This window comes from Candidatus Competibacteraceae bacterium, from assembly GCA_016713505.1.
Lineage (GTDB): Bacteria > Pseudomonadota > Gammaproteobacteria > Competibacterales > Competibacteraceae > Competibacter_A.
Genome location: JADJPA010000001.1, coordinates 581170 through 607562, shown reverse-complemented (window position 1 = coordinate 607562; position 26393 = coordinate 581170). Strand labels below are relative to the sequence as shown.

At 58.2% G+C, this 26393-nt stretch carries 28 protein-coding genes; 10 read left to right on the top strand and 18 right to left on the bottom strand.

Translation table 11 applies throughout. The features are described 5' to 3' along the window. Positions 1 to 8: 8 nt before the first annotated feature. Complete coding sequence (locus IPK09_02860) at positions 9 to 6533, top strand: HEAT repeat domain-containing protein (protein MBK7982555.1); 6525 nt, start codon at positions 9 to 11, stop codon at positions 6531 to 6533. 18 nt (positions 6534 to 6551) lie between these two features. On the opposite strand, the gene IPK09_02855 is transcribed toward IPK09_02860, so the two are convergent. Both IPK09_02855 and IPK09_02850 read right to left on the bottom strand, forming a co-directional pair. Further along, positions 6552 to 7568 (bottom strand): DUF3800 domain-containing protein, encoded by a 1017-nt coding sequence (locus IPK09_02855; GenBank protein MBK7982554.1) that lies wholly within the window; start codon positions 7566 to 7568, stop codon positions 6552 to 6554. Positions 7569 to 7805: 237 nt separating this feature from the next. Next, positions 7806 to 8012 carry a hypothetical protein gene (locus tag IPK09_02850; protein MBK7982553.1) on the bottom strand — a complete coding sequence of 69 codons (207 nt, stop codon included), beginning with the start codon at positions 8010 to 8012 and terminating at the stop codon, positions 7806 to 7808. A gap of 157 nt (positions 8013 to 8169) precedes the next feature. On the opposite strand from IPK09_02850, the gene IPK09_02845 reads away from it, so the two are divergent. The 3 genes from IPK09_02845 (at position 8170) to IPK09_02835 (ending at position 9661) form a co-directional block, all read left to right on the top strand. Further along, positions 8170 to 8418: a type II toxin-antitoxin system Phd/YefM family antitoxin gene (locus IPK09_02845; protein MBK7982552.1), complete on the top strand. Its 249-nt coding sequence runs from the start codon at positions 8170 to 8172 to the stop codon at positions 8416 to 8418. Beyond that, positions 8415 to 8801, top strand: coding sequence for a type II toxin-antitoxin system VapC family toxin (locus IPK09_02840; GenBank protein MBK7982551.1), 387 nt, complete (start codon positions 8415 to 8417; stop codon positions 8799 to 8801). The genes IPK09_02845 and IPK09_02840 overlap by 4 nt, the downstream gene beginning before the upstream one ends. Before the next feature lie 98 nt (positions 8802 to 8899). Further along, positions 8900 to 9661, top strand: coding sequence for a hypothetical protein (locus tag IPK09_02835; GenBank protein MBK7982550.1), 762 nt, complete (start codon positions 8900 to 8902; stop codon positions 9659 to 9661). On the opposite strand, the gene IPK09_02830 is transcribed toward IPK09_02835, so the two are convergent. The 3 genes from IPK09_02830 to IPK09_02820 form a co-directional block, all read right to left on the bottom strand. Then, positions 9658 to 10254 carry a hypothetical protein gene (locus tag IPK09_02830; GenBank protein ID MBK7982549.1) on the bottom strand — a complete coding sequence of 199 codons (597 nt, stop codon included), beginning with the start codon at positions 10252 to 10254 and terminating at the stop codon, positions 9658 to 9660. The two genes, IPK09_02835 and IPK09_02830, sit on opposite strands and share 4 nt — an antisense overlap. Before the next feature lie 21 nt (positions 10255 to 10275). After that, positions 10276 to 12174: an ATP-binding cassette domain-containing protein gene (locus IPK09_02825; GenBank protein MBK7982548.1), complete on the bottom strand. Its 1899-nt coding sequence runs from the start codon at positions 12172 to 12174 to the stop codon at positions 10276 to 10278. Between the two features lie 266 nt (positions 12175 to 12440). Beyond that, positions 12441 to 12923 carry a GNAT family N-acetyltransferase gene (locus IPK09_02820; GenBank protein ID MBK7982547.1) on the bottom strand — a complete coding sequence of 161 codons (483 nt, stop codon included), beginning with the start codon at positions 12921 to 12923 and terminating at the stop codon, positions 12441 to 12443. A gap of 150 nt (positions 12924 to 13073) precedes the next feature. On the opposite strand from IPK09_02820, the gene IPK09_02815 reads away from it, so the two are divergent. Beyond that, entirely contained in the window at positions 13074 to 13568 is a 495-nt protein-coding gene (locus tag IPK09_02815; GenBank protein MBK7982546.1) for a DNA lyase, read from the top strand. 98 nt (positions 13569 to 13666) lie between these two features. Then, a complete protein-coding gene (locus IPK09_02810) occupies positions 13667 to 14197 on the top strand; it encodes a hypothetical protein (protein ID MBK7982545.1) in 531 nt (176 codons plus the stop codon). Positions 14198 to 14200: 3 nt separating this feature from the next. On the opposite strand, the gene IPK09_02805 is transcribed toward IPK09_02810, so the two are convergent. Beyond that, positions 14201 to 15448: a diguanylate cyclase gene (locus IPK09_02805; protein ID MBK7982544.1), complete on the bottom strand. Its 1248-nt coding sequence runs from the start codon at positions 15446 to 15448 to the stop codon at positions 14201 to 14203. Positions 15449 to 15532: 84 nt separating this feature from the next. Continuing rightward, positions 15533 to 16417, bottom strand: coding sequence for an alpha/beta hydrolase (locus IPK09_02800; protein MBK7982543.1), 885 nt, complete (start codon positions 16415 to 16417; stop codon positions 15533 to 15535). 91 nt (positions 16418 to 16508) lie between these two features. Here IPK09_02800 and cobJ point away from each other — a divergent pair, with 91 nt between their 5' ends. Continuing rightward, entirely contained in the window at positions 16509 to 17276 is a 768-nt protein-coding gene (gene cobJ, locus IPK09_02795; protein MBK7982542.1) for a precorrin-3B C(17)-methyltransferase, read from the top strand. Here the strand turns inward: cobJ and IPK09_02790 are convergent. Continuing rightward, positions 17273 to 18451: a DUF1343 domain-containing protein gene (locus IPK09_02790; GenBank protein ID MBK7982541.1), complete on the bottom strand. Its 1179-nt coding sequence runs from the start codon at positions 18449 to 18451 to the stop codon at positions 17273 to 17275. The two genes, cobJ and IPK09_02790, sit on opposite strands and share 4 nt — an antisense overlap. 332 nt (positions 18452 to 18783) lie before the next feature. Between IPK09_02790 and IPK09_02785 the strand changes: the two genes are divergently transcribed. Together IPK09_02785 and IPK09_02780 are read left to right on the top strand one after the other, a co-directional pair. Next, a complete protein-coding gene (locus tag IPK09_02785) occupies positions 18784 to 19362 on the top strand; it encodes a hypothetical protein (protein ID MBK7982540.1) in 579 nt (192 codons plus the stop codon). Positions 19363 to 19365: 3 nt separating this feature from the next. Then, positions 19366 to 19764, top strand: coding sequence for a hypothetical protein (locus IPK09_02780; protein ID MBK7982539.1), 399 nt, complete (start codon positions 19366 to 19368; stop codon positions 19762 to 19764). A 150-nt stretch (positions 19765 to 19914) separates the two neighbouring features. Here the strand turns inward: IPK09_02780 and IPK09_02775 are convergent, their stop codons facing one another. From IPK09_02775 to IPK09_02745, 7 genes are all read right to left on the bottom strand, one after another. After that, entirely contained in the window at positions 19915 to 20133 is a 219-nt protein-coding gene (locus IPK09_02775) for a 4-oxalocrotonate tautomerase family protein (GenBank protein ID MBK7982538.1), read from the bottom strand. Positions 20134 to 20239: 106 nt separating this feature from the next. After that, complete coding sequence (locus IPK09_02770; protein MBK7982537.1) at positions 20240 to 20980, bottom strand: SDR family oxidoreductase; 741 nt, start codon at positions 20978 to 20980, stop codon at positions 20240 to 20242. A gap of 86 nt (positions 20981 to 21066) precedes the next feature. After that, entirely contained in the window at positions 21067 to 21657 is a 591-nt protein-coding gene (locus IPK09_02765) for a TetR family transcriptional regulator C-terminal domain-containing protein (protein MBK7982536.1), read from the bottom strand. A gap of 149 nt (positions 21658 to 21806) precedes the next feature. Next, positions 21807 to 22289 carry a DUF411 domain-containing protein gene (locus IPK09_02760; GenBank protein ID MBK7982535.1) on the bottom strand — a complete coding sequence of 161 codons (483 nt, stop codon included), beginning with the start codon at positions 22287 to 22289 and terminating at the stop codon, positions 21807 to 21809. Between the two features lie 228 nt (positions 22290 to 22517). Further along, positions 22518 to 22865, bottom strand: coding sequence for an IS1 family transposase (locus tag IPK09_02755; protein ID MBK7982534.1), 348 nt, complete (start codon positions 22863 to 22865; stop codon positions 22518 to 22520). Next, positions 22766 to 23233, bottom strand: coding sequence for an IS1 family transposase (locus IPK09_02750; protein MBK7982533.1), 468 nt, complete (start codon positions 23231 to 23233; stop codon positions 22766 to 22768). Before IPK09_02750 ends, IPK09_02755 begins: the two co-directional genes overlap by 100 nt. Positions 23234 to 23368: 135 nt before the next feature. Beyond that, positions 23369 to 24073, bottom strand: a complete 705-nt coding sequence (locus IPK09_02745) for a transposase (protein MBK7982532.1) — start codon at positions 24071 to 24073, stop codon at positions 23369 to 23371. 95 nt (positions 24074 to 24168) lie between these two features. On the opposite strand from IPK09_02745, the gene IPK09_02740 reads away from it, so the two are divergent. Continuing rightward, positions 24169 to 24357 (top strand): Bpu10I family restriction endonuclease, encoded by a 189-nt coding sequence (locus IPK09_02740; GenBank protein ID MBK7982531.1) that lies wholly within the window; start codon positions 24169 to 24171, stop codon positions 24355 to 24357. 140 nt (positions 24358 to 24497) lie between these two features. Here IPK09_02740 and IPK09_02735 read toward each other — a convergent pair whose 3' ends face one another. The 3 genes from IPK09_02735 to IPK09_02725 are packed head-to-tail and all read right to left on the bottom strand — an operon-like array spanning position 24498 to position 26205. Continuing rightward, positions 24498 to 25265 (bottom strand): anti-sigma factor, encoded by a 768-nt coding sequence (locus tag IPK09_02735; GenBank protein MBK7982530.1) that lies wholly within the window; start codon positions 25263 to 25265, stop codon positions 24498 to 24500. Then, positions 25266 to 25772, bottom strand: coding sequence for an RNA polymerase sigma factor (locus IPK09_02730; GenBank protein ID MBK7982529.1), 507 nt, complete (start codon positions 25770 to 25772; stop codon positions 25266 to 25268). It abuts the gene before it with no gap. A gap of 7 nt (positions 25773 to 25779) precedes the next feature. Next, positions 25780 to 26205 (bottom strand): nuclear transport factor 2 family protein, encoded by a 426-nt coding sequence (locus IPK09_02725; protein MBK7982528.1) that lies wholly within the window; start codon positions 26203 to 26205, stop codon positions 25780 to 25782. Between the last annotated feature and the right edge of the window lie 188 nt (positions 26206 to 26393).

The following is a 26393-nucleotide window of genomic DNA, read 5'->3' as shown; positions in this document are numbered from 1 at the left end:
AGCCGCCCGTGGCCAAACAATACGCGCCCTACATTGAACGCCTGTTGGCCGTCGCCGCCAGCGGCAAACTGCTGGCTGTGGGCGGTCGCCGCGACGCCGCAGGCGTCACCCAATCCAGCGTTCATCTGCTGCAACTGCCCAAGCTCAACGCTCGCTTCAGCGCCCCGCTAGAATCCGCCGCCACCGCGCTGGCCTTCAGCGAGGACGGCTTGTTACTGGCGGGTACGGCGGACGGTGCGCTGGCGCTATGGCGCACCGACGGCAACGGCGAAGCACCGAACACCCGGCAAGCCGCCCACACCGGGGCGATTCACGGATTAGCGACGTTCGGCAAGCAGGCCGTCAGCGTCGGTGAAGACGGCATACTGAAGCTGCACGAAATCGTTGCCGAAGGTGAAAAAATCCAGTTGCGCGAAACCGCTCAGAGCCGCTTGAGCGAGCAGCCTTTGCGCGCCGTGGCGGTCGATGCCGCCAGCGCCAGCGTGGCCGCCGCCGGGGCCGATAACACCATTTACGTGCTGCCGCTGGCGAATCTCGCCCAGGCCGAACTCCGCGTCATGCCCTGCGGCGAACGCGGCATCGAAGCCCTCGCCTTCACCGGCGATGGCCGCATCGTGGCCGGGTGCGGCGACGGCTCCATCCGCGTCTGCTTCCTGGAAGGCGCGATTGACGAGGAAGACCGCAGCGGTGACGCCGCCCATCAGGGGCCGGTGCGCGCCCTGCTGTTCAGTGCGGCGCTGACCGACGAGCAGAACCGACCACTGCCGCGCCGCCTGTTCTCACTGGGCGCGGACGGCGAACTGAAAATCTGGATGCTGGATCAACGGCGCAAGCCGCGCACCGTGCCGATTGGCCGCGATCCCCGCGCGCTGGCGCTGGTCGAGGCCCAACCGCAAGCCAAGCCGGAACAGCGCGGCGGAACGCTGGTCGCCGTCACCGAACAGCGGCAACTCTGGCTGAGCACGATCAATCAGGACGGCAATCCATCCGGCAATCCCGAAGTCTGGGATTCGCGCCTGCAACGGCTGCTGGATGAGGTGAAAGCCACCCGTTCCTCATCCGCCACGCTGGACGCGCTGGCGCAACTGGCCGAGGACGAAGCACGGGAAGGCTTGGAATGGGTGCTGGCGCAGGATTCGCGTCCGCCGCAGCGGATCGAGGCCGCGCAATGGCTGGGCAAGACCCAACGCCGCCGCAGCCGTCCGGCGCTGGCGCAGGCGCTCAACGACGACAATCCCGGCGCGCGCAAGGCCGCTTTGACCGCGCTGGAGCAGATCGAGACCGACAACCCGCTGGCTGCCCTGCACGCGGCGCTCGGCAGTCGCCACGCCGATTTACGGCTATACGCAGTCAAGCAATTGGCCGAACGGCGGCAGGCGTCGCCGCTGATTCCGCGCTGGCTCAACGAGCGGCTGAACGATGGCGAGGAAAAAGTCCGGGAAGCGGCGCTCGACGCCCTGCTGGCGCTGGAACCCGCCGCCAGCGTTGCGCCGCTGCGAAACGCTTTCGAGCGCGGCTCGCCCGACATCCGCCGCGCGGTGTTGATCCGGCTCGGTCGGCGCCAGCTCGGTGCGACCCCGGACGGTCGTCGCCTGCTCGATCAGGCGCTCAACGACGATCAATTCGAAGTGCGCCGCGCCGCGTTTTGGATCGGAGTAATGGCCTATCCGGTGCTGGCTGCGCGATTGCGCGGCGAGGGCAGCGACATCAGTAAAATTTTGGATGACTTCAAGGCGCAAGGCGTCGCTGAGGACGCCAGCGCCGCCACCGCGAGCGAACAGCCTCTGGAACCGCTGTTCACCGCATTGGCTTGCCGCCAGCCGGACATGGCCTTGCAAGCCGCCTTGTGTTTGAGCTGGCTGGGCGACGAGCGGGCCAGCGGCGCGCTGTTGCAGTTGAGCCGCGAGCCGAACCCCGCCATGCGTCGGCAAATCACGCGCTTTATTGCTCCCGCGATCAGCAATCTAGCGGGCGATCCGCGCTTGCGCGCGCGCCTGCAATGGCTGTTGAACGACGAAGACGCCCAAGTCCGCGCCGAAGCCTTCGACGGCCTGCTGAAACTCGCTGAACCGGAAGGCCCGGCGGGCGACATCGATCTCGCTGAATTAGCCCTGCGCACCCCATCAGGCGACATCCGCGCCCGCGCCCTGCAATTGCTGGTCAAGCACGGTACGACCGCCCCCGCCGAATTGGCGAATCGGATCGACGCCCTGCTCGGTCAGGCACTCGACGACGAAGCCGAGGACGCCCGGCGCGAGGCGATGCGCACCTTGTGGGCCTGGCACAGCAAGCGCCCGGAAACCACGCTGCGGCGGGCGGTGGCGTCCGTCCACGCCGACGTGCGCCGCTGGGCGGTCGAGGAACTGGCCCGGCAACTGCGCCAGTCCCGCGCTTGGGCCAAGGAATTGCTGATCGCCCGCGTCGCCGACAGCGCCGCCCAGGTGGGTCTAGCCGCTTACGAGGCGCTGACCAAGGAGGACGCCGACAAGAAGCGCCCCGGATACCACCTCGCCGCTCTCAACTCGCCCGCCGCCGACGTGCGGCTGGCCGGTCTCAAGGGTGCGCTGGAAGCGTCATCCGCCGACACCTTGCGCAGTCGGCTGATCGAATTGCTGCAAGTCGAGCACGTTGCCCAGTTTATCGCCGCCATCGAAGCGATGGATAAATTATTGCCGACCGACGCCCACGCTTTCGCGCTGGCTTTCGACAGTCCGTTTTACCTGCTGCGGGTGCGGGCGGGCGAGTTGTGCGGCAAGCGCCGCGACGCCCGCGCGGTCGGGCCGATGCAAGCGCTGCTCAGCATCACCCCCGCTTCGCGCGACCGGCCCAGCGATGGGTTACGCCAGCGCGCCGCCGCCGCGTTGGCCGATGTCGGCGACCCAAGCAGCATTCCGTTTTTAACCATGCTGCTCAACGATGACGACCCGCTGGTGCGCGAACACGGCGCGCGCGGGCTGGCCGCCGCCTGCCAGAGCGCCAACCCGCAACCGCTACTGGACGCGCTGGCCCATGCCGATCTGGCGGTGCGCAGTTGGGCCGCCGACGGTCTATCGAAACTGGGCGATACCCGCGCCTTGCCGGTGCTGGCCGGAACCCAACGCCACGAGCATCTGCCGATTCGGCGCGGTGCGTTGTACAGCTTCGTCGCCCTCGGTGGCGATGGCGTACAAGGGTTGTTGCAGGGTTTGGAAGACAGCGAGCGCGAGTTGCAGGAACTGACCTTCGCCGTGATCGTCGCCCGCGATATCGCTCTGGCCCGCGCCCGCCTGGAGCCAGATTTGCTGGTCAGCGCTTTAAGCGCCAGTTCGCCGGAAATCCGCTACGCCGCCGCCCGCGTGCTGGAAGCGCGGTTGCGCGATGAGGATTTGGGGCAATGGGGCTTGGATTTGATCGGCCCGCGCCAGCCGGAAAAAGCCAGCGACATGCGCAACTGGCCGGACGCCGGCCAGCGCCCGCGACTGTTGAACGCCGTGGTCAACGCCCTGTCCAGTGATTCCCCAGCCCGCCGTTACGCCGCCGCCCAGATTCTCGGCTTGCGCCCGCAGCCGGAAAGTTTCTGGCGCGAGGCCAAACGGTTGGCCGACATCGCTACTGACGCCGCCCCGCCGCCGACCGCGCCGGAAACTGAAACCCGACTGGAACGCAAGACCGGCTGGATTCGCGGCCTGTTCGGTCGTCCGCAAAAGTCGGAGGCGGGTTCGGCGACCCAGCGGTTATTGACCGTGTTGCGTTTCGCGGGTGGCGGTCGTCGCCCACCCAAGGACGGCCAGGCCAGCGCCGCCGAACTATGGCGGCTGGCGTTTGGCACCTATGCCGGGTTGATCCGGCAAGCGCCGGTCGCCAAGGGGCCGGACGACTATCAGCGGGTGCGGCGCGACTGCATCGCCCGCCTCGCCGCGTTGGCCCAGCAACCCGACATCGGCCGCGACGCGGTGTTGCCGGTGCTGCGGCAAGCCTTGAGCGACCCGCATCATCTGGTGCGCCAGGCGGCGTTGAATGCGCTGCTGGAACTGCATCCCACCCAGCCGCTGGAACCGCTAGCGCTGGCTTTAAATCTCGACGCCGCCGACATCGGCCGCGCCGCTTTCGACAAGCTGCTGGCCGCGGCCAGTAACGGCGACAGCCGCGCGCGGGAACTGGCGCAAGGCGCGGTCAACGCCGCCAGCGCCGAAGTGCGCCGCCATGCGCTGGAGCAACTGCCCCGGCTGTATCCGGCGGGCAGTCTGGAACCGTGGCTGCTGGCGCTCAACAGCCGCTTCGACGACTTGCGCCTGACGGTGGTGGATCGGCTGTTGGATGAGCGCGATCCACGGGTGGCGGCGGCGCTGACCCGCGCTCTGGAAAGCGAGCACGAGGAATTGCGGCTGCGCGCCGCCGTCGGTTTGGCCCAGCGTGGCGAAGCGTTGGCGCTGGAGGTGCTGGCGAGCGCCTTACGCGCCGAACCCCGCATCGCCAATCGCGCCCTGGAAGCGTTGGTGACGCTAACCCACGCCCGGCCCAACCCGCAAACGGCGGAGCAAGCCGCGAATGCGATCATTGCCCGGCTGGATGATGATCCCGATAAAACCGCCGACCGTTCGGCGCTGCTGCGTGCGCTGGGCCGCATCGGCCATCTCGCCGCCCTGCCCTTGCTGGGTCGCGGCCTGCTCGACAAGGAACACGCCGCCCAGCATGGGCTGATGCTGGACATCCTGCTGCAACTGCTGCGCGATCCGGCGCAACCGGAGCAAAAGCGCGCCGATGGCAAACGCTATCCGAATTATCAGGAAGCCCCGGCGCTGCAAGCCCTGCCGCCGCTGCTCGATCACGACAACCCGGCGATTCGCGCCCGCGTCATCGACGTGCTGGCGCTGCTGGACGCCAAGCCCGCCGAAACCCTGCTGGTGCGCTTGCTGGACGACCGCAACGAAGCGATTCGCGCCCAGGCGTGTGCGCAACTGGCGCAACGCATCGTCATCGGCGTGCCCGGCGCAAGTCTGGAGCCGCTGACGCGGGCGCTGGCCGGAGGTCGGCGCGAACTGTTGCTGGCTGCTGCTGAAGGGCTGGCCCGCCAGCAACGGCCGGAAGCCTTCCAACCTTTGTTGCTGGCCTTCACAGCCGGATTGGAACCGGAGCGGAAACGGGCCATCGCCGCGCTGGGCGAATTGGGCGACCGGCGCGCGCTGGAGTATCTGGAACCATTGCTTGACCCGCGTGCCGATATTCCCGCCGATGATCGTGCCTTGGCCCCGGACGCCGCTGAAGCCTTGGGCGCGCTGCTGCCACGTCTGGCTGATGCCGACGAACAAAAGCGCCTCCGCGACAGTCTGGAACGGCTGGCGCGCGAAGGTTCTGGCGACTTGCGCTGGCGCACGCTGCGCGGTTTGCGGCGGATTGGCGATGAGCGCAGCCGCGCCCTGTTGGAGCGCCTGACCAGCGATCCGTATGAGGATAACAACGCCCGGCAGCGGGCCGCCGCCGAACTGGGCGAACTGGGTGCGACCGCCTCGGAACCGGTGCTGGAAACCCTGCTGCATCAACGCGATGCCGGATTGCGCAAGGCCGGGCTGGATTCCTTGCAAAAGCTGTATCCGCACGATGCCACCCAGGTCAATCTGCTGGCGTTGAACAGCGAACATGCCGAAATCAGCCGCCCCGCCGCCCGCTTCCTGGCGCGGCAGGGCGATCCCGACACCCTGACCCAGCGGCTGGGGGTAGTGAAGGATCAGCAGGTGCGGCAACGGCTGCGGCGCGGTTTGATCCGTCGGCAGCATTTCTCGACCGATGCGCTGCGGACGCTGCTAGGCAGCGATTCGGCGGCGACGCGGGCGGAAGCGGCTTGGTTGGCGGGCAACAGCGGCGCAGCGGAATTAGCCGATGCGGTGCAGACCGCTTTGCAACGCACCGCCGACGGCTGGCGGCAGGCGGAGCAAAATCACTGGCGCGAACAGGCCGCAAGCGAGGCACAAGCGTGGCAGGCCGGTTTGTGGGCGGCGCGGCAGTTGCAGTTGAAAGCGGCTCCCGCGCTGCGCGCGGCGCTGGCTGATGGGCAGATTCCCAACGCGGTGTGCTGTGAAGCCTTGCGCGGTTTGGCCGACTGCGGCGACGCCAGCGATCAGGCGTTGTTGCTGCCGTTGTTGGCCGATGTCGATCCCGACGTGCGGGCGGCGGCCAGCGCGGCATTGGCGCGGCTTAACAGTCAGGCGGCATTGCCGGTGCTGGAAAAATCGGCCAGCGTGGACGGCGCGGCGTTGCGGCCGGTGTTGCGGGCGGCGTTGCCGAATACGGATAGTCGTTGGCTAACGACCGCTGAACAGCGGCAAACCGTGCTGCCGATTGTCCTGGAACAGCAGGACGCCGCCGCCTTGATCCATCGCGCTACCACGGTGGGCAACGCGGCCCGCTCCAGCGCGATTGCGGCATTAGGTCGCCTGGGCGGCGATGCCGCTAAAAGTGCGTTGGAAGGGATTTTGACGAATAAGAGTGAAGATGGCGCGATTCGGGCGTTGGCGTTTAAGAGTTTGCGGAGGGTGGAGAGGAGACTGAGAAGTTAGATTTTTTGGTTCCGATAACTAACTTATAAGCATGGGACGACTATTGTTTTCCATAATTCTGGACAGTCGTGCTGTCCCAGTATCTACCTTATGCTCTAATTTAGAGAATCCTAAAAATTGTATAGGTGGGTGATCTCGATAGTTTTGAACCATAAGCTTACCTAACAACTCAGCCGCACCTTCATTATCGCCAAACTCTTGTCGTAGGCATCGACGTATACCTGATGCCAAAAGGTCTGCGATCTGTACCCCATGGCTATTCAAGGAATCAACGAACTTGAGATTTTCTCGAATTAACATACCTATGTTTGTTGCCGCATCATCATTAATTTCGACACCATAGGTATCACGCAGATATGTGGGCTTTTCCTCTGCACTGTAATCGAACCGACTAAATGCAGAGTAATCACACCCTTCTAACATTAACATTGGTTTTCTAAGAGAAATTGATTGCAACAAAGCTGGAGTAAGCGACACAAAGGCTTTCTCATACTCTGTTCGAGTTGAATTTTTTTGGTCAATTTTCCAACGAAAATAACCAAGACTTCGAGGATGTCTTTGAACAAAATAAAGTACACCATTATTAATGATAGTCGCCATCAAGTTAATCTGACAATGAAGCTGAACGTATAGTTGAGGCGCAAGAGTATTCAACTGATCAGAAAGAGCCTGAAGTCCTTCACGAGCTGTTTGATGCAACATCTTTTCTTTATGTTTTATTATTTTTTCAGCCTGAATTTTCTGATGCTCTAAAATGTCATTAGGTAGATTCATCCCTGCATCAGTAGCAACCGCGAAAACAACCCCATTTAAACTAGCAAGCTGCTTAAGAAATTTAAAATACTGTAATTCATTTAGGTGCTTGAGCTTTATCTCGGCAGTCATGATGTTGCCAACTGATCTCCTTATGCCTGCCAAAATTTTCTCTATGTATCGTCTATCACATTCTGGACTCATATAAGCGGCAATTGAATTCCAAGAGTCAGGTTTGGATGCACTGACAAATGATCCTGACTCATCCAAAAAGATATTCAAACACCTACTCCCTAGATTAATATAACCATTAAATATAATTACAGTCTTAAAAAATATCCTCAATGCGTTTTAGTAGCATACTTCCGTTTGGCTCACGCAGTAGGTAGGCGGTTTTGTTTCCAGAAGATTGGCTTAGTAAAGTCTAATATTCAGCAATAGGCAAAATCACTGAAACTCGCTCGCCCGATGAATTGATGACGCATTGCATGGTTACACCTCAAAGAAACCCATCACACACTAAACGATTGATGCGCTTTGTGGCTCAATTTTCTCTGCATGGCTGTTTGGCGGCAATCGGCGCGGCTCACGATTGACAACCCTGCGTTCTGATATTCTCTCCCTCGCCTTGAGAGCTTTGAAAATAGCTTCAATATCATTATTACATTGTGCAATGAGCGCCAAACCATTATTCCGAACTTCATCAACGATAGAATCATTCTTCACAATCATTTACTCCGAGTTCTTCAGGTGAACAAGAGGCGGGGCGGATGAATCATCACCCATATCACTGAGGTTCTAAAAACTGATCCTCAAAACTTGCAAATTACATAAAAACAATATCATACTACACTAAACTAAGTTATGGACCATATATCAGCCCATGATCAAGCTCAACATCCACGAAGCCAAAACCCACTTGTCTCGTTATCTGCCTGCCCTGGAGCAAGGCGAAACCATCCTGTTATGTAAACGCAACATTCCCATCGCTGAAATTCGCCCGCTACCTAAGCCGCGTACCCGACCACGCCCTCTAGGTCTGGCGGCGGATTGCGGTACCGAACTACCGCCTGAGTTCTTCGATCCCTTGCCCGCAGAATTCCTGGCCGCCTTCACTGGCGAAACTGAATGAACATCCTGCTCGATACCTGCGTCTTTCTCTGGATCGTACGCGATCCCAAGCAATTGTCAGCTAACGCCCAAGCCTTCATCACTGATTCATCGCATACGCTTTATCTCAGTGTGATCTCTGTCTGGGAAATCGCAATCAAACATGGTTTGGGACGGCTACCCCTAGCAGAACCACCCCATATTTATGTTCCGACCGAGCGCGACAAGCATGACATCCTCTCGCTGGAACTCCATGAAGCCGCCGTCCTCGAATTACGGCGGTTACCCAAGCATCATCAAGACCCCTTTGATCGGATGTTGATTTGTCAAGCCATTGCCGACAGTTTGACTCTGCTGACCCCGGATAGCCACATTCAAGCCTACCCCGTGCGAACTCTGTGGTAATCGTGGCCTCGAACAAACCACGTTCAGCTACCGTCCGGACCGCAATGATCCCAGCCCATAGGATTTTCCATAATAACAATAGGATATAACGCCTTCCCATGCGCGGCGCTCTCGACTTCAGTTCCTGGAACACCCTAGCGTCTACCCTGTTTGGGCTGATCGTGGTGACGCTGATTGCGGTCGGTATTCGTTTGATTTTCATGCAAACCATCCAGCGGCGGCGCGAGCGCGAAAACCGCCAGATCAACGAACGCCTGCGCACCCTCATCGCTGCTTACAAGACGTTGGGCGGGTCATTCACCGGCGAACTGTCGGTCGATCCCAGCCACTTGCGGCAACTGCGTCAGATGGAAATGGCGGCTGATGTGGCTGAAGACGGCAGCGAATCAACGCGCGCGAGCGGTGACGGCCAGCCTTACGTGGGTTCCGAACGTCGCCGCCGCATCCGCGATGCGGTCGAAGCAGCCTTATCGGATGTCATCCTGCTGGGCACGGACGAACAAGTTCGGCTGGCCGCGCACGCCGCGACCGAAATGGTGGCTGGTCGTAAAGTCGAGCTAGCTGAGTTAGTGGTGTCGTTGCGCAATTTCACCCGCCAGGCGCTCGATCTAGCGCCGATTCCTCCCAGCCTGATTATCCCCAGCCAGGGGCCATTGCGGCCGAGCGCCAGCGGCGGCCGAGGCGGTGACAGCGGTGCAGGCGGCGCGAATCGAGCGGGGGGTGGCGGTGGCAAAGGGGGTGGTATGGAGGGTGGAATGGGCACTGGGATGGGGGTTGGGATGGGGGCAAGCGTTGGCGTCAATCTAGGTCATGAACCCGCTGAACCAGCAGAAACACCACCTGATGAAATACACCGCTAGTCCACACCAAATTTTAACTTTGAATCAACCCACACAGCATAAGGCTTCACCAATCGCGCTATAGCAATTAATTTACGATGAGGTGATTTCATCCGATCAGGATGATTTTTGGGATCTTTCTGTATAGCATGAGTCGTGGAGCGACCAAGACTTAATTTCAGTGGTTGATCGTCTTGCTCACTGTAATCCCATAAATTAATCATTTCATCAAAACCGGTTTCAATTCTGTCAAAAACAAGAGCAGTTGTTTGTGAATCCAATTTGCCGGTAACCGGTGTTAGATGTTCTGGAAGTGGATGCCATATCCTATAATCTTCTGAATAGGATTTAGCTACCGTTTCATTCTTGGTATCTTTAGCGCCTCCTTTGCTCGCTGGTCCGATAAATAGTGTATATATCGGGGTTGCATTACAAATACCTTGAACTTCTGAAGGCGATATTGTGCTTGATTTAACAATCCAAAATGTTTTACCTATTTTTTGAATATCAGCTTTCTTTCTATCCAGAATATTGTTTATGCCTTCTCCAGCATGACTCCCGATAACGCTAATGATGCATTTAGAATTTTGCATCGCTTCATCAATCAATCCCATTACCATTTCTCCTATTTGATCTCAAACCCCACCCCGCCCTTCCAATACTTCCCACCGCGCATAACTCGTTTCTAATTCCGCTTCCAGTTTTTTTAATGCTTCCAACTGCTGCGCCACCACAGCCGCATCCTGTCTATAAAAAGCGGGATCGGCGGTCAGGGCGTGCAATTCCTGCTGGCGCTGTTCCAGTTCCTCAATGCGAGCGGGCAATTGCTCCAATTCACGCCGCTCGTTGTAGCTCAATTTGCCCGCCGCCGTCGGTTTCGAGGGTTTGGACGATGGTGCAGGAACAGGTTTTGGTTTCACAACGGGCGGGGGTTCCGGTGAGGCGCGCTGGCGCAGCCAGTCGCTGTAACCGCCGACGTATTCCTGAATCCGGCCGTTGGCTTCAAACACCAGACAACTGGTCACCACGTTATCCAGAAATGCCCGGTCGTGGCTGACCAACAGCAGCGTACCGGTGTACTCCAGCAGCAGTTCTTCCAGCAATTCCAGCGTTTCCAGATCAAGATCGTTAGTCGGCTCGTCCATCACCAGCAAGTTGGCCGGTTGGGTGAACAAGCGCGCCAGCAACAGCCGGTTACGCTCGCCGCCGGACAGTGATTTGACCGGCGAGCGCACCCGTTGCGCAGTGAACAGAAAATCACCGAGATAGCCGATGATATGCCGCCGCTGGCCGTTAACCTCAATCGTCTCCCGTCCGCCCGCAACGCTATCCAGCACGGTCTGCTCCGGGTCGAGATGTTCGCGTAGTTGATCGAAATAGGCGATTTCCAGTTTGGTGCCGTGCCGTACCTGGCCGCGATCTGGCGACAGGCGACCGAGCAGCAGATTCAACAGCGTGGTCTTACCGGAGCCGTTGGGGCCGATCAGGCCGATGCGCTCGCCGCGCAGGATGCGAGTCGAGAAGTCGCGGAGCAGCGGTTCGTCCCGCCAGGCGTACTGGAGATGTTGCGCCTCGATCACCAACTTGCCGGACAGCTCCGCCTGCTCTAGCGCAAAGCTGGCCTTGCCCTGTTGCTCGCGGCGCTGGCGGCGTTCTTCGCGCAGGGCGTACAGCGCCCGCACCCGACCTTCGTTGCGGGTGCGTCGCGCCTTGATGCCCTGCCGAATCCAGACTTCTTCCTGCGCCAAGTTCTTGTCAAATTTAGCCTGGTGGCGGGCTTCCACTTCCAGAAGCGCGGCTTTTTTCTCGACAAAGGCGGCATAATCGCCCGGCCAGGAAGTCAGCGCGCCGCGATCCAACTCCAGCAAGCGGGTCGCCAGCCGTTGCAGTAAGGCGCGGTCGTGGGTGACGAACAGCAGCCCGCCGCGAAATTCCAGCAATTCGGTTTCCAGCCACTGGATAGTTTCCAAGTCGAGATGATTGGTCGGCTCGTCCAGCAACAGGATATCGGGTTCGCGCACCAGCGCCCGCCCTAATAGCACCCGCCGCCGCCACCCGCCCGACAGTTCCGCCAGCGGCGTATCCGCCGGCAGTTGCAGGCGGCTGATGACGGTTTCGACCCGCTGCTGCCAGCGCCAGCCGTCACGCGCTTCCAGTTCGTGCTGCAAGCGTTCCATCCGGCGCATCTGCTCCGGTGCGTGGTCGTGGGTCAGGCGCAGCGCCGCGTCGTGGTAATCGGCCAGTAAATCGCCCAGCCCTTCCAAGCCACCGGCGACCATATCAAACACCGTGGCGGTGGTATCGGCGGGCAACTCCTGCGCCAACGTGGCGATGCGCAAACCCGGCTGCCGCCAGATCTCACCGCCATCCGCGTGGATTTCGCCCGCCAGCAGCCGCAACAAGGTGGTCTTGCCCGCGCCGTTGCGCCCGATCAGGCAGACCCGCTCGCCCGCATCCAACTGAAAGCTGGCGCAATCCAGCAGTTTTTCCGCGCCGAAGGCGATGGAGAGATTATCGAAGCTGATTAAGGGCATGAGTGGAATCTGTTATCAACGAGATCGGTAGGCGACTGGCGCGTTAGTGTAGCCTAGAGCGGAAACTTGCCGGATTGCTAACAATTCGGACAAACTCGGATGGCTTTTTTGGATAGTGAGTTGAAATGAAGGGGTACGAGTGGAAAGGGTCTTACCACAGGCTTGGCATGGATACACTACATCCGGCCTGACTGTTTGCTCCATCGGGGGCCGATGTCTCGGCTCAGCAGACTTACCTCAGCAGATTTGGTAGCAATCTGACCGCCTTACAGACTCCGACGATAGAATCGGCTATCGACCGCCATCACCGGAAAGTTCGTCGGTAGCGCATCGCGCATGATCTCGCCAAAGCCATTCTTCTCATAAAATCGATGGGCGGCTAGAAACTTCGCCGTCGTACCGAGGTAGACTTCCAGAACTCCCTGCGTGTGACACCATGTCAAGAGCGTATCGAGCAACTGTTTGGCAACAGCCTGCTGCCGACCGCGATGCGTAGCCTTGACGAACATCTTGCGCAAGGCGGCCTGATTGTTGCCGATATCGAGCAAGGCGACCGTGCCCACCACGTCCTGACCATCCAAGGCGATCCAGAAATTGCCCTTACCCTGCTGGTAGAAACCGGGAATGTCTTGCAAATCGGGTTGCGCCGCAAGCGTGATGGGGATATCGAACTCAGATTGCTGAATCGGAAGAATGACCTCGACAACACCGTTAGCGTATTGGCTAGAAAATGGAATAATGCCGAGCATGGTTTCCCTCCTGACATCCAACCTTCAACTGCGGCCTCGGTCGCCACAACCGAGCAAACGGCAATGCCCTTATCCTAAACCAACGGCGGCAGGTTATGAATCGCTTGAATCCCGAACATCCTACCCTGTCGGGTCGTCGGTCTAAAAGTCATGCGTTTGTGGACGCTGCATCCAAAATACCTCGACACAAAAGGCCTGCTAGCCCTCTGGCGCGAAGCTCTGCTCGCGCAAGCCGTGTTACGCCAGCAAACCAAAGGCTATCAACGTCATCCGCAACTGGCGCGCTTTCGCGAATGCGCGGCGCCGACTCGGCAAATCGCTCAGTACCTGACAGTCATTTGCGATGAAGCCAGTCGCCGTGGCTATCATTTCAACCGTCACAAGATCGGCCCACCGGGTGAATGGGAGTCGATTCCAGCCAGCCTTGGACAAATCGAGCACGAATGGAATCACTTGCGAGCCAAGCTGACATTGAGAGCTCCCGATTGGCTGGCCAGCCTGTGGTCCGTCGAGCTGCCAGAAACCCATCCATTGTTTCATCGGATACCGGGTGGGATCGCGGCCTGGGAAATTGGCGCCGCGATTGCGAACAATCCCACGCGCGATCGCTCCTGTGCGGAACCCGTGCGTAAAAAGCTGCCCTAAAGTGATTCGAGCACGCTCATTCGGACCGGCGCAAAAGTACCAGGATCGAAGCTACTTGCCGAGCGTCGTTGCTGGTTTCATGCTCTCAAGAGGCGGTCATGAAACAGTTCAAATACTGGCTTACTTCAGCCGCCCTGCTGGCTTCATGCGCGCCTTCGGCAAGGCCTTATATGTTTCATCCCACGAATTTTGAAGATCACGGCGTCTGCCCTTTCGAATGCTGTCGCTATCGGGAATGGACTGTTAAGAAAGATACACCGATCAGAACCGCGCGGACGGAAAACGCGCCCGTTGTGTTTACAGCTAAAAAGTATGACACAGTCAACGGCTTGACAGGCGTGGTTATTACTGATGAAGCGGGCGAAGCAAAATTGCTGAAAGCCATGACTCTGAACGACGAGCCGGCAAAAAAAGATGAAACTGTTTATTTGTTGACGCCGCTGGGAAAAGATATTTATAAGATTTGGTATAGAGGAAAAAGAGTGAGAAATTTTGAGGGCATGAGCAACCTGAAAATTATTCGTAGGCCAACGTCGATTTGGTGGGTAAAGATCGGCAATAAAAAAGGCCAAATCGGTTGGAGCAATCAACCCGATCATTTTGATAACAAGGGGACGTGTGATGAGTGATTATTAAAGCCCACAAACGCAATTTTTACCATTTTCTTTTGCACTATAAAGGGCCTTATCGACTTTTTGCATCAGACTTTCCAGCGTTGGCTCTTCCCCGTTAGTGGCGGCTACTCCGAAGCTGGCAGTAACGTGGATGGCCTGCTCGTCGTGGCTTTTAACATGGGTGGAGGCGATGATTTTACGGACGCGCTCTGCCCATGCGGCGGCCATTTCAAAATTGGCTTCTGGCAGAAGCACGATGAATTCCTCGCCTCCCCAGCGACAGGATGTATCAATTTCTCGAACATTTTTTGACAGTATTTCCGCTATCATTTTAAGAACGGCATCCCCATAGACATGGCCATACGTGTCATTGATCTTTTTGAAGTCATCCAAATCGATCATCGCAATTCCCAAGTTGCGCTTGAACCGTCTGCACCGCTCCAATTCCTTGTTTAAAATTCCGGTGGTGAACCGTCTGTTATAAAGCCCGGTTAGGGCATCCTGAGTGGCCGCTCTGGACAGTTCGTCGATCAATCTGGCTCGTTCCGAAATATCCCGCAGCACCGCAGTCATTTCGATGTCAGCGCCGACCCTGATCTTGGAAATCGCCACTTCCAACGGGACTTCACTGCCGTCAGCCCGCAGCCCGGTCACCGCGACTCTCGAATGCATCGGCCGGGCGTCCACTGCGGAACCGCGAAACGAGGCGACATATTCAGAGTGCTTGGTCCGATATCGCAAAGGGATGAAACGACTGAGATTGCTGCCGAGCACGTCCGTTTCGCTCACCCCGAAAATATCTCGCGCGGCTTCGTTCATCAATTTGATGGTGTGTTTTTCATCGATGGTGATGATGCCATCATACGCATTTTCGATGACGGCCTGAAAACGCTGTCTGGTAATATTGAGCTGTCGTTCCAACAGTTTTTTGTCGGTGATTTCAATGCACGTATTGATCACCCGCTTGTGCTCATCACCCATTGAAAAAACCGGCGAAGCGATTATGCGCCACCAGCGGGTAACGCCATCTCTTTCGATGACCATTTCACTTTCTTGGGAAATCTGTTCGTTCAGGCAATTCCGAAAAAAAGCTTTGAGCTGTTTTTCCACATAGCGCGGTAAAATTTCAATCAGGGTCTTGCCAATACATTCAGAAACCGGCCTTTCAATGATTTCTTCATAGAGGGCGTTGGCGCTGACAAATCTGAAATGACTTGTTCCGCCTTGGAGTTCAAAAATAGCCAAGCTCGACCCAATGGCGTCCAAGGCGCTGGATAGTTCCGCATGATTACCTTGCCTAAACATCGCTCATACCTTTAAGAGTAACGAGGACTTTTCCCAAGCAGCCTCTCAGCAGTGACGCTCCCGCGCTTCATCGAGCCACACGCTCTCGATACCCAGGAGGAACGCCAACGGAATCTGTAGGCGCGCACGCCAAGCCCGCTCGGAATGCTCGGCGCCCCGAAATTTCAATGTGAGCCAGTCCCGCCCCCTCTGATAGCCCATTTTTTGTAAAAATCGATCCATCTGTATCTGAAAATCCTCATAATTTCTATCTAAATCTTCTGTTCCGTAGTCAAAATATAACTTATAAATACTCGGTTTTGGTAAGGATATGGCGAAATATTCTGGCAATACTTGCTCGCCAATCGGCCAGTGAGTCGACAGGCAGCCCGCTCCGCCGAACAGATCGGGCCATTCAGCGAGCGCGTACAGCGAAATCAGGGCTCCCATGCTGGACCCCATCAGGAAGGTGCTGGAGCGGTCCGCCAGGGTCGGATAGGTTGCATCGATAAACGGTTTGAGCTCCGCGACGATGAAGCGGAGGTAGCCGTCCGACAGCGGTTCCCCGCCGGCTTGCTCGCTGAAAGCCGCCAATAGTTCTCGGCCTTCAGGCAAGTACAAGGGCTTGGCCGGCATATAATCCCGCCAGCGCTGGGGGCTGTTCCAGATGCCCACAACGATAGCGCCCGGATGTCCGCTGGTTTGCATCAGGCCGGTCATGGCTTCGATCACGCCCCAATCCACGCCGATGAACGACCAGGCCGGATCGAATAGATTTTGCCCGTCGTGCATGTAAATGACGGGATAACGCAGCGCCGAGTCCGCGGCGGCGGCCGGCGGACACCACACATCCACATGGCGGGGCGCGATGTGGCGCGACGGGAAATCCGGATGGTGGATGAGGCGGCCGCTGTTGCAATCCTTCACGATACGCTCCGGCGCTCTATTCATGATCGGTCCCGTTCGGTTACCCTTAAGCTGCCCCCTTCCGCTGGAGGGAAAGTCAATCCGTTTTTACCAAGCCTTAATAAATCAACCCTTAATGAATCAACTTTACATCATCGGCGCCGGTCCCGGCGGATTGGAACACTTGAGCCCCGCCGCCCATGCGGCGCTGGAATCCTGCACCGAGCTGGCCGGCCACGGCCTGTATCTGAACCTGCTCGGTCCCCTGACTGAAGGCAAGACCCGCCACAAGACACCGATGGGCGAGGAATTGGCCCGTGCGGCGCTGGCGCTCGATCTGGCCGCCAGCGGTAAGACCACCGCGTTGATTTCCAGCGGCGATGCCGGCATCTACGGCATGGCGACGGTGGTTTTCGAGCTGCTGGCGCGCAAGCCCAAACCGGAATGGGCGACGGTTGACATCGAGGTGATTCCGGGTATTTCGGCGATGCAGGCGGTCGCCGCGCGAGCCGGCGCGCCGCTGGCCCACGACTTTTGCGTGATTTCGCTATCCGACTTGCTGACGCCGTGGGAGTTGATCGCCAAGCGGATCGACTTGGCCGGTCAAGGCGACTTCGCGGTGGCGTTTTACAATGCGGTTTCCAACAAACGCTCGTGGCAACTGTCGGAGGCTCGGAAAATCCTGCTGCGCTACCGCCAGCCGGAAACACCGGTCATCATCGCCTTCAACATCACCCGCAAAGGCGAGCAACTGACCGTTACCACGCTCGGCGAGTTGGATCCGGAGCCTTTGAACATGCTGTCGCTGGTCATGGTCGGCAACAGCGAAACCCGGCGGGTGGGGAAATGGGTTTATACGCCGCGCGGCTATCACACCAAGCCGGAATTGGCGGCCGAAAGCTAGTAGAGCGATACAGTCTGGCGCACGTCCTCAAACGCCGCCCGCTCCCGCGCCCATTCAGCCGCAAGATCGTTAAGATCAGCACCGGCTTTCAAAGCCAGCCTCAGCTTGTCATCTCCCGCCAACAGGTCGATGGCCGGGATGTCCGTGACGAATTCATAAGGCTTTTCGCGCCACGCGAAGACCTCCGGCGCGACGCGCTTGACGCTTTGCAGAAACGCCGCGCCGACCGCGCATGAATCGAAGCGCCGGCGGTCGGTGATGTGAATTTGCACCCCGCCGCAGGTGCCGCCGGCGTGTTTTTGAAACTTGGGCCGGAAATACAGTGGGCGGAAGCGACAGCCGGGAAAATCGCGCCGCGCCAGTTCGACCGCCAGACGTTCGGGATCGACGCCCGGCGCGCCGGCGACCTCGAAAGGCCGGCACGTTCCACGCCCTTCCGACAGTTCGGTCGCCTCCACCCAACACATGCCGGGATACACCAGCGCGGTATCGACGGTCGGCATGTTGGGTGAGGGATAGACCCACGGCAAACCGGTCTCCTCAAAGAACATGTCGCGCCGCCAGCCTCGCAGCGGCATGATCGTCAGATCGCATTCGATGCCGCGATAACGCTGGACGTAGCGGGCGATTTCGCCGGGCGTCAAGCCGTGGCGGTTCGGCGCCGGGTGCAAGCCGACAAACGATTCAAAACCCGGTTTGATCAAATTCCCTTCGACGGTCAAGCCGTCGATGGGGTTGGGACGGTCGCAGACCACCACCCGCACGCCCGCCTTGCCGGCCGCGTCCATGCACAGCGCCATGGTCCAGACAAAAGTGTAATAACGCGCGCCGACATCCTGTAAATCGATCACCAGCGCATCCAGCCCGGCCAGTTGCTCCCGGCGCGGGGTGAGACTGTCGAAAGTCGCCCCGTAAAGGCTGTGAACGGGAACCCGCAAGCGAGGATCAAGCGCCATATCCTCGACGCCTTCCATGTCTTGCGCCTCGCCGCGCGCGCCGTGTTCGGGACCGAAAATGGCTTCGATGCGCGCGCCCGCCGCTTGCAACAAATCGAGCGCGTGGCGCAATTCGGCGTCGACGCTGGCGGGATGGCAGACCACCCCGATGCGAGCGCCGCGAACCGTCTCGGGACGGTCGTGGATCAGAGTTTCAAGGCCGGTTTGAACGCGGGACATGGCGGGGCACGATCCTTTTCAAAGTTGTTGGTAAGCATTAATTCTAACCTTTGGCCGGCGGCCGCGGCTTGCCGGATCAACGCCACGAGCTCGGCCATCAAGCTTGTCGATCCGCTTTGCAAATCCAGCAGGCCAATTCGGCTACCTTGATCCGGCTCAAAGTGGTCGGTCCATCAGCCGATCTGGATAAAACCCAAACCAAGACCCTCAAAAATACCGAATATTGAGCACAAAATTTTTAATAATCAGATCACTAACCTCATCTGGCACCAGATGTGCTTTTATATTGGAAACGCTGGCTAGTTCAACCGGATCCTTCAGGCGCGAAACTCATGAAAAAAGATAAACACGGCAATGCTTGCAATAAGTTACTACCGGTGAATATCTTCACCTTAGCCTCTCCTCAATTTGACTACGCCAAGGCGATTACCTACGCGGAAAAGCTATATGGCTCAAACGGTATCTATTTCGATATTCGCCAGCAGATGTGTCTGGCGCTCACCGAGGAACAGGCCATCAAACTGGCGGTGATCGACGGTCAGTGCAAATGGGATCAAAATAACACCGAACAGGACAATCTGTTCGATCTGGTAAAAGGACGGGTCGGCTCCGGCATTTCGATTTTCATCGTCGGCGGAATTAACACCGATGGCACCAACACGCTGGCCGGCTGCGCCGGGCACGATCCCTCGAAACCGGCGGTTGTCGTTTCAGCCACCGGCACCATGTATACGTTGGCCCACGAATTGGGGCATGTGCTGCTGAGCTCCACCTTCTCGCCGGTCCACGAAACCGTCACCAGCAACATCATGATCAACGGCACGCACAAAATTCCCGCCAACAGTTTTCCCACTTTTAACAATAAACAAATCACCCAAATCCTGAAAAGCACGCATCTTAAGGACTGTTAAACCATGATCCGAAGACTGCGAGGCGGCTCTCAAAACCGACAGCCTTTTTTCGCCGAGGCGATCCTCCCGATACTCCTGGGCACGGCGCTCGTTTTTCTTGCCACCTTACCGACCCAATCTCACGCGGAGACCAAAATGGCCGAGATGACCGCAGCACAGCTTAAAGCGCGCGTCGCGGATCGTTATAAAGCCCTGTTCGCAGCCCTGTACTTTCAAAATCCGGTCGATCATGCCTACGCGCCCATGCCGGCGGTTTCCGCCGAGGATTTCAAGGTGACCGGCGAGACCGACGCGGTTTGGACCGTGGCGCACGATCCGCTGGTCGGCGTCATCGTGCGCGCGTCCGTCTCCAAGGCGACGGGGTTAGTGCAATTCGACACCGTTGACATCGCCGTCGAATAAGCGCCGCCTGAGTTCCTATCTCCGCCGGACGGGTTTTAACCGGATCAGTGGAGCAGGCGGCTCAATCCGTTGCTCCGCTTGCTCGACCGACGTTTCAAGCAACGGCCAAGGCATCGGCGCCCGAATCTCGAACGCTTCGACGCCTGAGCCTCACTTTGCTTGAGCGGCGAGGCGCTTGCGGTATTCCTCGACCGGCAACCCGCCGATCCCCCAGTTTTCCATGTCGACCTCATCGATCACCACGACCGTGGTCGCCGGCGATTTACCCAGCACCCGCGCCAGCAGTTCGGTCGTCCCTTCGATCAGCGCCGCTTTTTGCGCCGCCGTGGTCCCGCCTTCGCGGGTGATTTTGATATTGACATACGGCATGGAGGTCTCCTTGGATTGACGCTATACGATTCGATGGAGGTCGCGGCTCGCGGACGGCGAGAGAGAGCTTGATGGAACGAGCATTCACGATCTCGCCTCCCGCCTTTCAAGCGCGGCCGGTGATAAAGCCGCCATCGACCGGCAGGATATGCCCGGTCACGAAAGTCGCGCCCGCCAGATAGCGCACCGCGTCGGCGATCTCGCCGACTTCGCCGACACGGTCGAGCAACGCGATGCCGCCGAACGCATCGACGTTCGCGCCGGCGTGCAGCGGCGTGCGCACCACGCCGGGCGCGACCATGTTGACCCGGATGCCGTCGGGCGCGAGTTCGGCCGCCAAGCTGTGGGTGAGCGCGTGGACGCCGCCTTTGCTGGCCAGCGCCGCGGAAGCCGGAAAACCGCCGATCGCGTGATCGATCAACACCGTGCCGATATTGACGATCGCCCCGCCGGTTCCTTGCTGCTTCATCCGCCGAACCGCCGCTTGCGTGGTGAGATACGTACCGCGCAAATTGCCGGTGAGAAAGCCGTCCAACTCCGGCTCGGTCACCTCTAAAAACGGCTTGGAGGCGAAGGTGCCGGCGTTGTTGACCAGCACGTCGATCCGGCCGAACCGCTCGACCGCCGCGCGCGCCAACGCCTCCCCGGTTTCGCGTTCGCCGATGTCGCCGGCCACGGCGGCGACGCGATCCGGCGCTCCGAGTTCGGACGCCACCGCGTCAAGCTTCCCAGGATCGCGGCCGTTGAGGACCACATTCGCGCCTTCTTGCAGAAAGTCCCGCGCGATGGCCAGTCCGATGCCGCTGGAGGAACCAGTGATGATGACGGTACGAGTTTTAGCTGACATGTGTTGCTCTCCTTCAATAACCGTTAGGGTGGGTGGAGTTTTAAAACGACCGGTCGTCTTAAAATTTGGTTAAAAAAATACGCGCTTTAAGGTTGAAAATAGTCGTCCAACAGCCGGGCGATCACCCGGCGCAGCGGGTCCAACGAACGTTCGAGCTTCATCCGAATCACCGCGCCTTCCCAGGATTCGGTCAACAAATCGGCCAGATCGGTCGCGTCCAGATCGGCGCGCACTTGGCCGAGTTGTTGGCCCTGGCGCAAAATCTCGGCCACGCCGTCGCGCCAGTCGCGGAACGCCTCGGCCAAGGTCTCGCGGCAGGTCTCGTTTCCTTCCAGCTCGCCGCCCAGGTTGGCGATCAAACAGCCGCCGACGTAGCCCGCCGCCTCAAAATCCGCCATCAATCCTTCGAAAAAGCGGCGCAATCCTGTGTACGGGTCCGGCGCGGCATCGACCGCCCGGCGCATCTTGTCCGCGAAGCAATCCGCGTAATGGCGGATGGCGGCGGCGGCGAAGGCTTCCTTGCTTTCGAAATAGTTATAGAAAGACCCTTTCGGCACCTTGACGCTGTCCAGCACGTCCTTGAGGCCGGTGCCGTGAAAGCCGTTGTTCAGAAACGAGGCGACGCCTTGTTCCAACAACTGTTCGCGAGTTTTAGCACTGAGTCGAGGTCTAGCCATGGAATTAATATACGACCGGTCATATTTTATTGTCAAGCGGCTCACGCCGCAAAATTAGGTCTATCGGTTATTCACCGCCAACCGTTGAAATCGACTCCAGCAGGGTCAGCCAGTCGGGACCTTGCCCTTTCGTGACCTACTGTCTTCGATCAACGATAATACTGAAACACGCGAGAACCGCCCTCTTTAGTCAAGAGCAGCACATCGTAAGGTTCATGGTCACCGCCATATTCAGGGCCATCCATACCAGGCGAACCAATCGGCATTTTCGGCACCGCCAAGCCAATGGCGTTTGGGCGCTCGGCCAACAAGCGCCGGATTTCCCGCGCGGGCACATGGCCTTCAATGGCATAACCTTCGACAGCAGCGGTATGACAGGAACCATACTGATCCGCGATGCCAAAGCGGCGCCGGGCAGCGGCGCTAGTGCCTTCGCCGACGCGCACTGTAAACCCGTTCTGCTCCAGGTGCGTCACCCAGTCCTTACAGCAACCACAGGCCGGGCTTTTCCAGACTTCCACCACCGGACCAGCAGGGGTAGCTGGCGGATCGGACGCCGCCCACGCACCGGGTAACAGCCCTAGTAGCGAGCTAGCCAGTAACTGGCGGCGTTTCAGGTTGATTGACGTCATCTGCCGCAGATCTCCCAGAGTGATGTTCGATGCTGGTTCGAGGGCATCTTACGTCGGAAAGTTTCGATGGCGACCGACTTAAAAACGAGGCAAGATCAGTTAGCGTCAGATTAATCGCCATGAGGCGATTGAATGGGTGCAGCCGCTGGCGAACATGGCTTGCGATAATTGGCGAGGTAATCCATCACGCTATCCGCCGTTAGTTTGAACATTGGTGATAGGAGAGTCCTAACTTAAGATAGATAAGAAGACGGCGGCGAGGGCGGCGTAGTTTTTGGAGTCGCGCACATGATGGTGAAGGCGCAGGGACAGATCGACCATCTTCTTCGATTTTGAAACGACCTTGGTGCGGCGTCGGAACCGCGCCAGATAATGCCGGAGGTTGCTGTTGTCTTGCTCGATGGGAAAGGTCAAATCCTTGCCAGTGAAGAGTTGGCCTTCGGGAATGTTGCGGTGGAACCCCTCCCAGTCGTCGGTCACGAACGTATGGCCTTCGATTCCGATTTTTCCGAGGTGCTCTCGGCAGGTTGCATCATCACGCCGACCCAAAACCCAGGGAAGAGCTCGCCGCTCGATAGGGTCATACGCTCGCCAAAGCCATAGTTTTTCTGTCTTTTTTTAAGAAAGTGATGCATCTCGTCGAGCATCACAACCTCAACGTTGGCGGGCATTTCCGGTGCTGGCAAAGCTTCTGCCTCTTTCCTTATCCACTTCAAAACGGCAACGTCGCTGACGCCCAAAAGACGGGCGATGCCGCAGAAACTCATGTTGCCCATCGCATAAAGAAGGGTCGCCAGCGCCTTCGCTGCCGCAGGCATCCCCCGCGCTTTCGTTGCCGTGAAATTGCATCCGCACGCCTTGCAGCGATAGCGCTGCAACCCGCGAACAACACCGTTTTTTACGTGATCCGTTCCCTGGCAACGTTTGCAGACAACCTCGGTCATGGCATTCTCCCTTCTGGTGGTCATGCCCTTTTCGCATTCATAATCATGATATCTATCTTAAGTTAGGACTCTCGGTGATAGATCATGCCCTGCGCTGCTTAAGCCCTTTGCCGTCCATGTGTTGCAAGTAAGTACCTATCCAAAAGTTATCTTGTATTTTGATCCGACCTGATCGAGGATGTTTTGGAGTTCGGATTGCAGGTGATCGAAGCTGAGATAGGCCCTGAGCGGGAACCATTCATATTTGATTTTGTGCCAGCGGATTTCGATAAGGTTGAGTTCGGGACTGTAAGGTGGCAGCCAATGCAAAGCGACGCCCTGTCGGAACCAGTCCATAACACGCGCCTGAACGGCGCGGCTGGTGTGGAGGGGGGCGTTGTCGAGGACGACGAGGCGCAGCTTGCCGGCTTGGGCGGTTTGGGCGGTTTGGGCGGTTTGGGCGGCGAAGGCGTCCAAGGCGGAGGTGGCGCGGCCGGTGAGGGTGTGAAACTGGCTCTGGTTCGTGGGACTGAGGAATCCCAGGACATTCACGCGGGGGCTGGGTTCTTCATCCACCCATCCGCCGAGGCGGGCGGCTTCATCCGGCGTGTAGATCGGCGGCCGTCCCGCACAGGATTCATCATACAACCCCCGCAAACCCGCCCGCTCCCACCCGTCCAGCCACGCGCTGATCGTGTCCACGCCCACCTCAAACAGCGCCGACAGCGCGATGCGCCCATACCCCCGATGCGCCAAATACACCGCCTGTGCCCGTTGCCGAACCCGGCCGTTCGGCCTGTCCTTCCACGCCGCCCGCAGCGTCTCGCACTCCGCTTCGCTCAACGGCCGAATTCGCTTCATCCCCGCCGCTCCTCGCCTGCATTGCCCTCAATATTACCCGTTTTCTTTTGATAAACTACTTAGATGATGTGCTGATAGTGAGAAAATGTAAACGTATGTCTTCAAATGTAAGACAGGAATATCGCGACTCCGATTCAAGAAGAGTCGGGCAAGAATATGCTGATTTTATAGACAAATCACAATACAGCGCCGATGTATTTCAAAGAATGATAGATAAAATACAAATTGTAATTGATAACACATCCCCAGATATTGACAAGGTAATCGAGCGAGGTTATTTTTGAAGGAAACTCAGCAATTTATCTAGAATACGATGGTTATATTATTTCCGTTTGACCTAAAAATCCCTCCAGAGGAATCTGCTTTAATCTGCCTATGGATTTAGTCTTATGTACACGTACCTTCTAAGTTGAATGGGATTGATTCAAGGATTCAACTGCTGATAAACCACATGCGCGGCCCGATCCAAGACCGGCCGCTCCAAATCGCCGATCAAGGCGTAAGCCAGATCGCGGTCGATCCAATAAAACGCGCTTTTGCCATCCTGTTCAGCGAATTGGAATGCGGTATCGCGCGGGTTCTCCAAGCCCCGCCGCACATAGAGCGTCAACCGCCGACCGCTGCCGTCTTGATACATAAACTGCGCGGCGGGCTTGCCGTCATCCGGCAACAACCGACCGCCGAGCAATTGAAACCCCAGTTCATCCAACGCGGGCGCTTGAATCGTCGCACCCAGCCGTTTAGAGAGCCACGCCACCAAATGCTGGGCCTGGCTTGCCTCGACTTCGACCGGATGGCGGACTTCAGCGACATAGACGGCATGTGCGCCCAACGCCTGCTGGACGAAGGATTCCTGAGCCAGTACCGGCTGATTGATACGGTCGTGGGCGAACCAGCCCAAAGCCCCGCCAACCAGCATGAATCCCGCCGCCGCCGCCGCTTGCAACAGCCCAACGCGCGGCACGCGGCTTTTAGGCTGCGCGGACAGCCGCAACTGGGCCGGGATCGGTTCATCCAGCATCGGATCGAACACGCGCCGCAGTTCGGCATCAATCCGTTGATAATCTAGCAAGCGTTGCCGTTCGGTTGGGTTCTCGGCCAAATACGCTTCCACCCTCGCCTGCCGCGCGGGGTCTAGGCGGCCATCGACGTAGGACTGTAAATCGGCTTCCTGGATCGGATCAGGATTCATCTACTTGACTCTCCGCAACCGAGCGCGGGGTGGTTCTTGCAACGCCCGGCGCAACGCTTCCCGCGCACGGGCCAGCCGTGACATCACTGTACCCAGCGGCACGTTCATGATGGTCGCCACCTCCGCATAATCCAGTTGCTCCAGCCCCACTAACAATAAAACTTCCCGATGCTCGGCGCTTAGCTCCGCTAAGGCACGCTCCAAATCCCGCAATTCCAGCGCCGCTTCATGCCGGGACGGCGCGAGCGCTGGCAATTCTTCTTCCGGCAACGGATCAAGCGGCGGTATATGAACCCGATAACGCACCTGGTTCACATAGAGATGATGCAGAATGGTGAATAACCAAGGGCGTAATTCGCCCTGTCCTGTCCATAATTGTCGCCGACTCCAGGCCCGCTCCAGACTGTCCTGCACCAGATCATCAGCCCCTTGCGTTCCTACCAATGCTCTGGCATAGCGGCGCAAGCGGGGAATCTGCTCAGTCAATAGCGCGGCGAAGTCGGCCATGATCCTATCAGCCCGCCAAATTTGGATCGATCTGCCAAACTTCGCTGACAATCTTGCCGTCGCGATACGTCAGCACATGACGTACCTTGATGTCGTTCTTGCCGCTGAAGATCACATTAGCCGTGACTGTACCACCCTTGGGATTGGCGCTTTCCCGCAAATCCGATATCTTGAACTGTAATTCACCTTGCGCCTTGGCGAACTTACCCCACACCTCGCTTAGCGCCATCTTCCCGGCATAGCGGCCATCCAGCGGCCCCCCAACCCATTCCAAGGTGGCGCTATCGGCATACTGCCCGACCAAATTTTCGATCTGTCCGCCCGCAATCGCCCGAAAATGGCTGTGCGCGTGGTCAGCAGCAGGGCCAGCCACGGCCGCGCCTGTCACCATGAATAGGAAGGGAACCAGCGAGCGATAAAAAATAGGAGCCATGATTTTTCTCCAGTTGCTATTGATAGACGATCAAGCCGCGAGTGGGCCTGTACTGGAGTACACACGCTCTGGATTAAATTATTCCCAGGATCAGCAAAATTAAATTAAGCCGACGCCCATCATACCCCCGCGCCTTGCTCGTCCATCTCGGTCAGTTTTCCAGTCAGGGGGCGCTAACGATTAGTCCG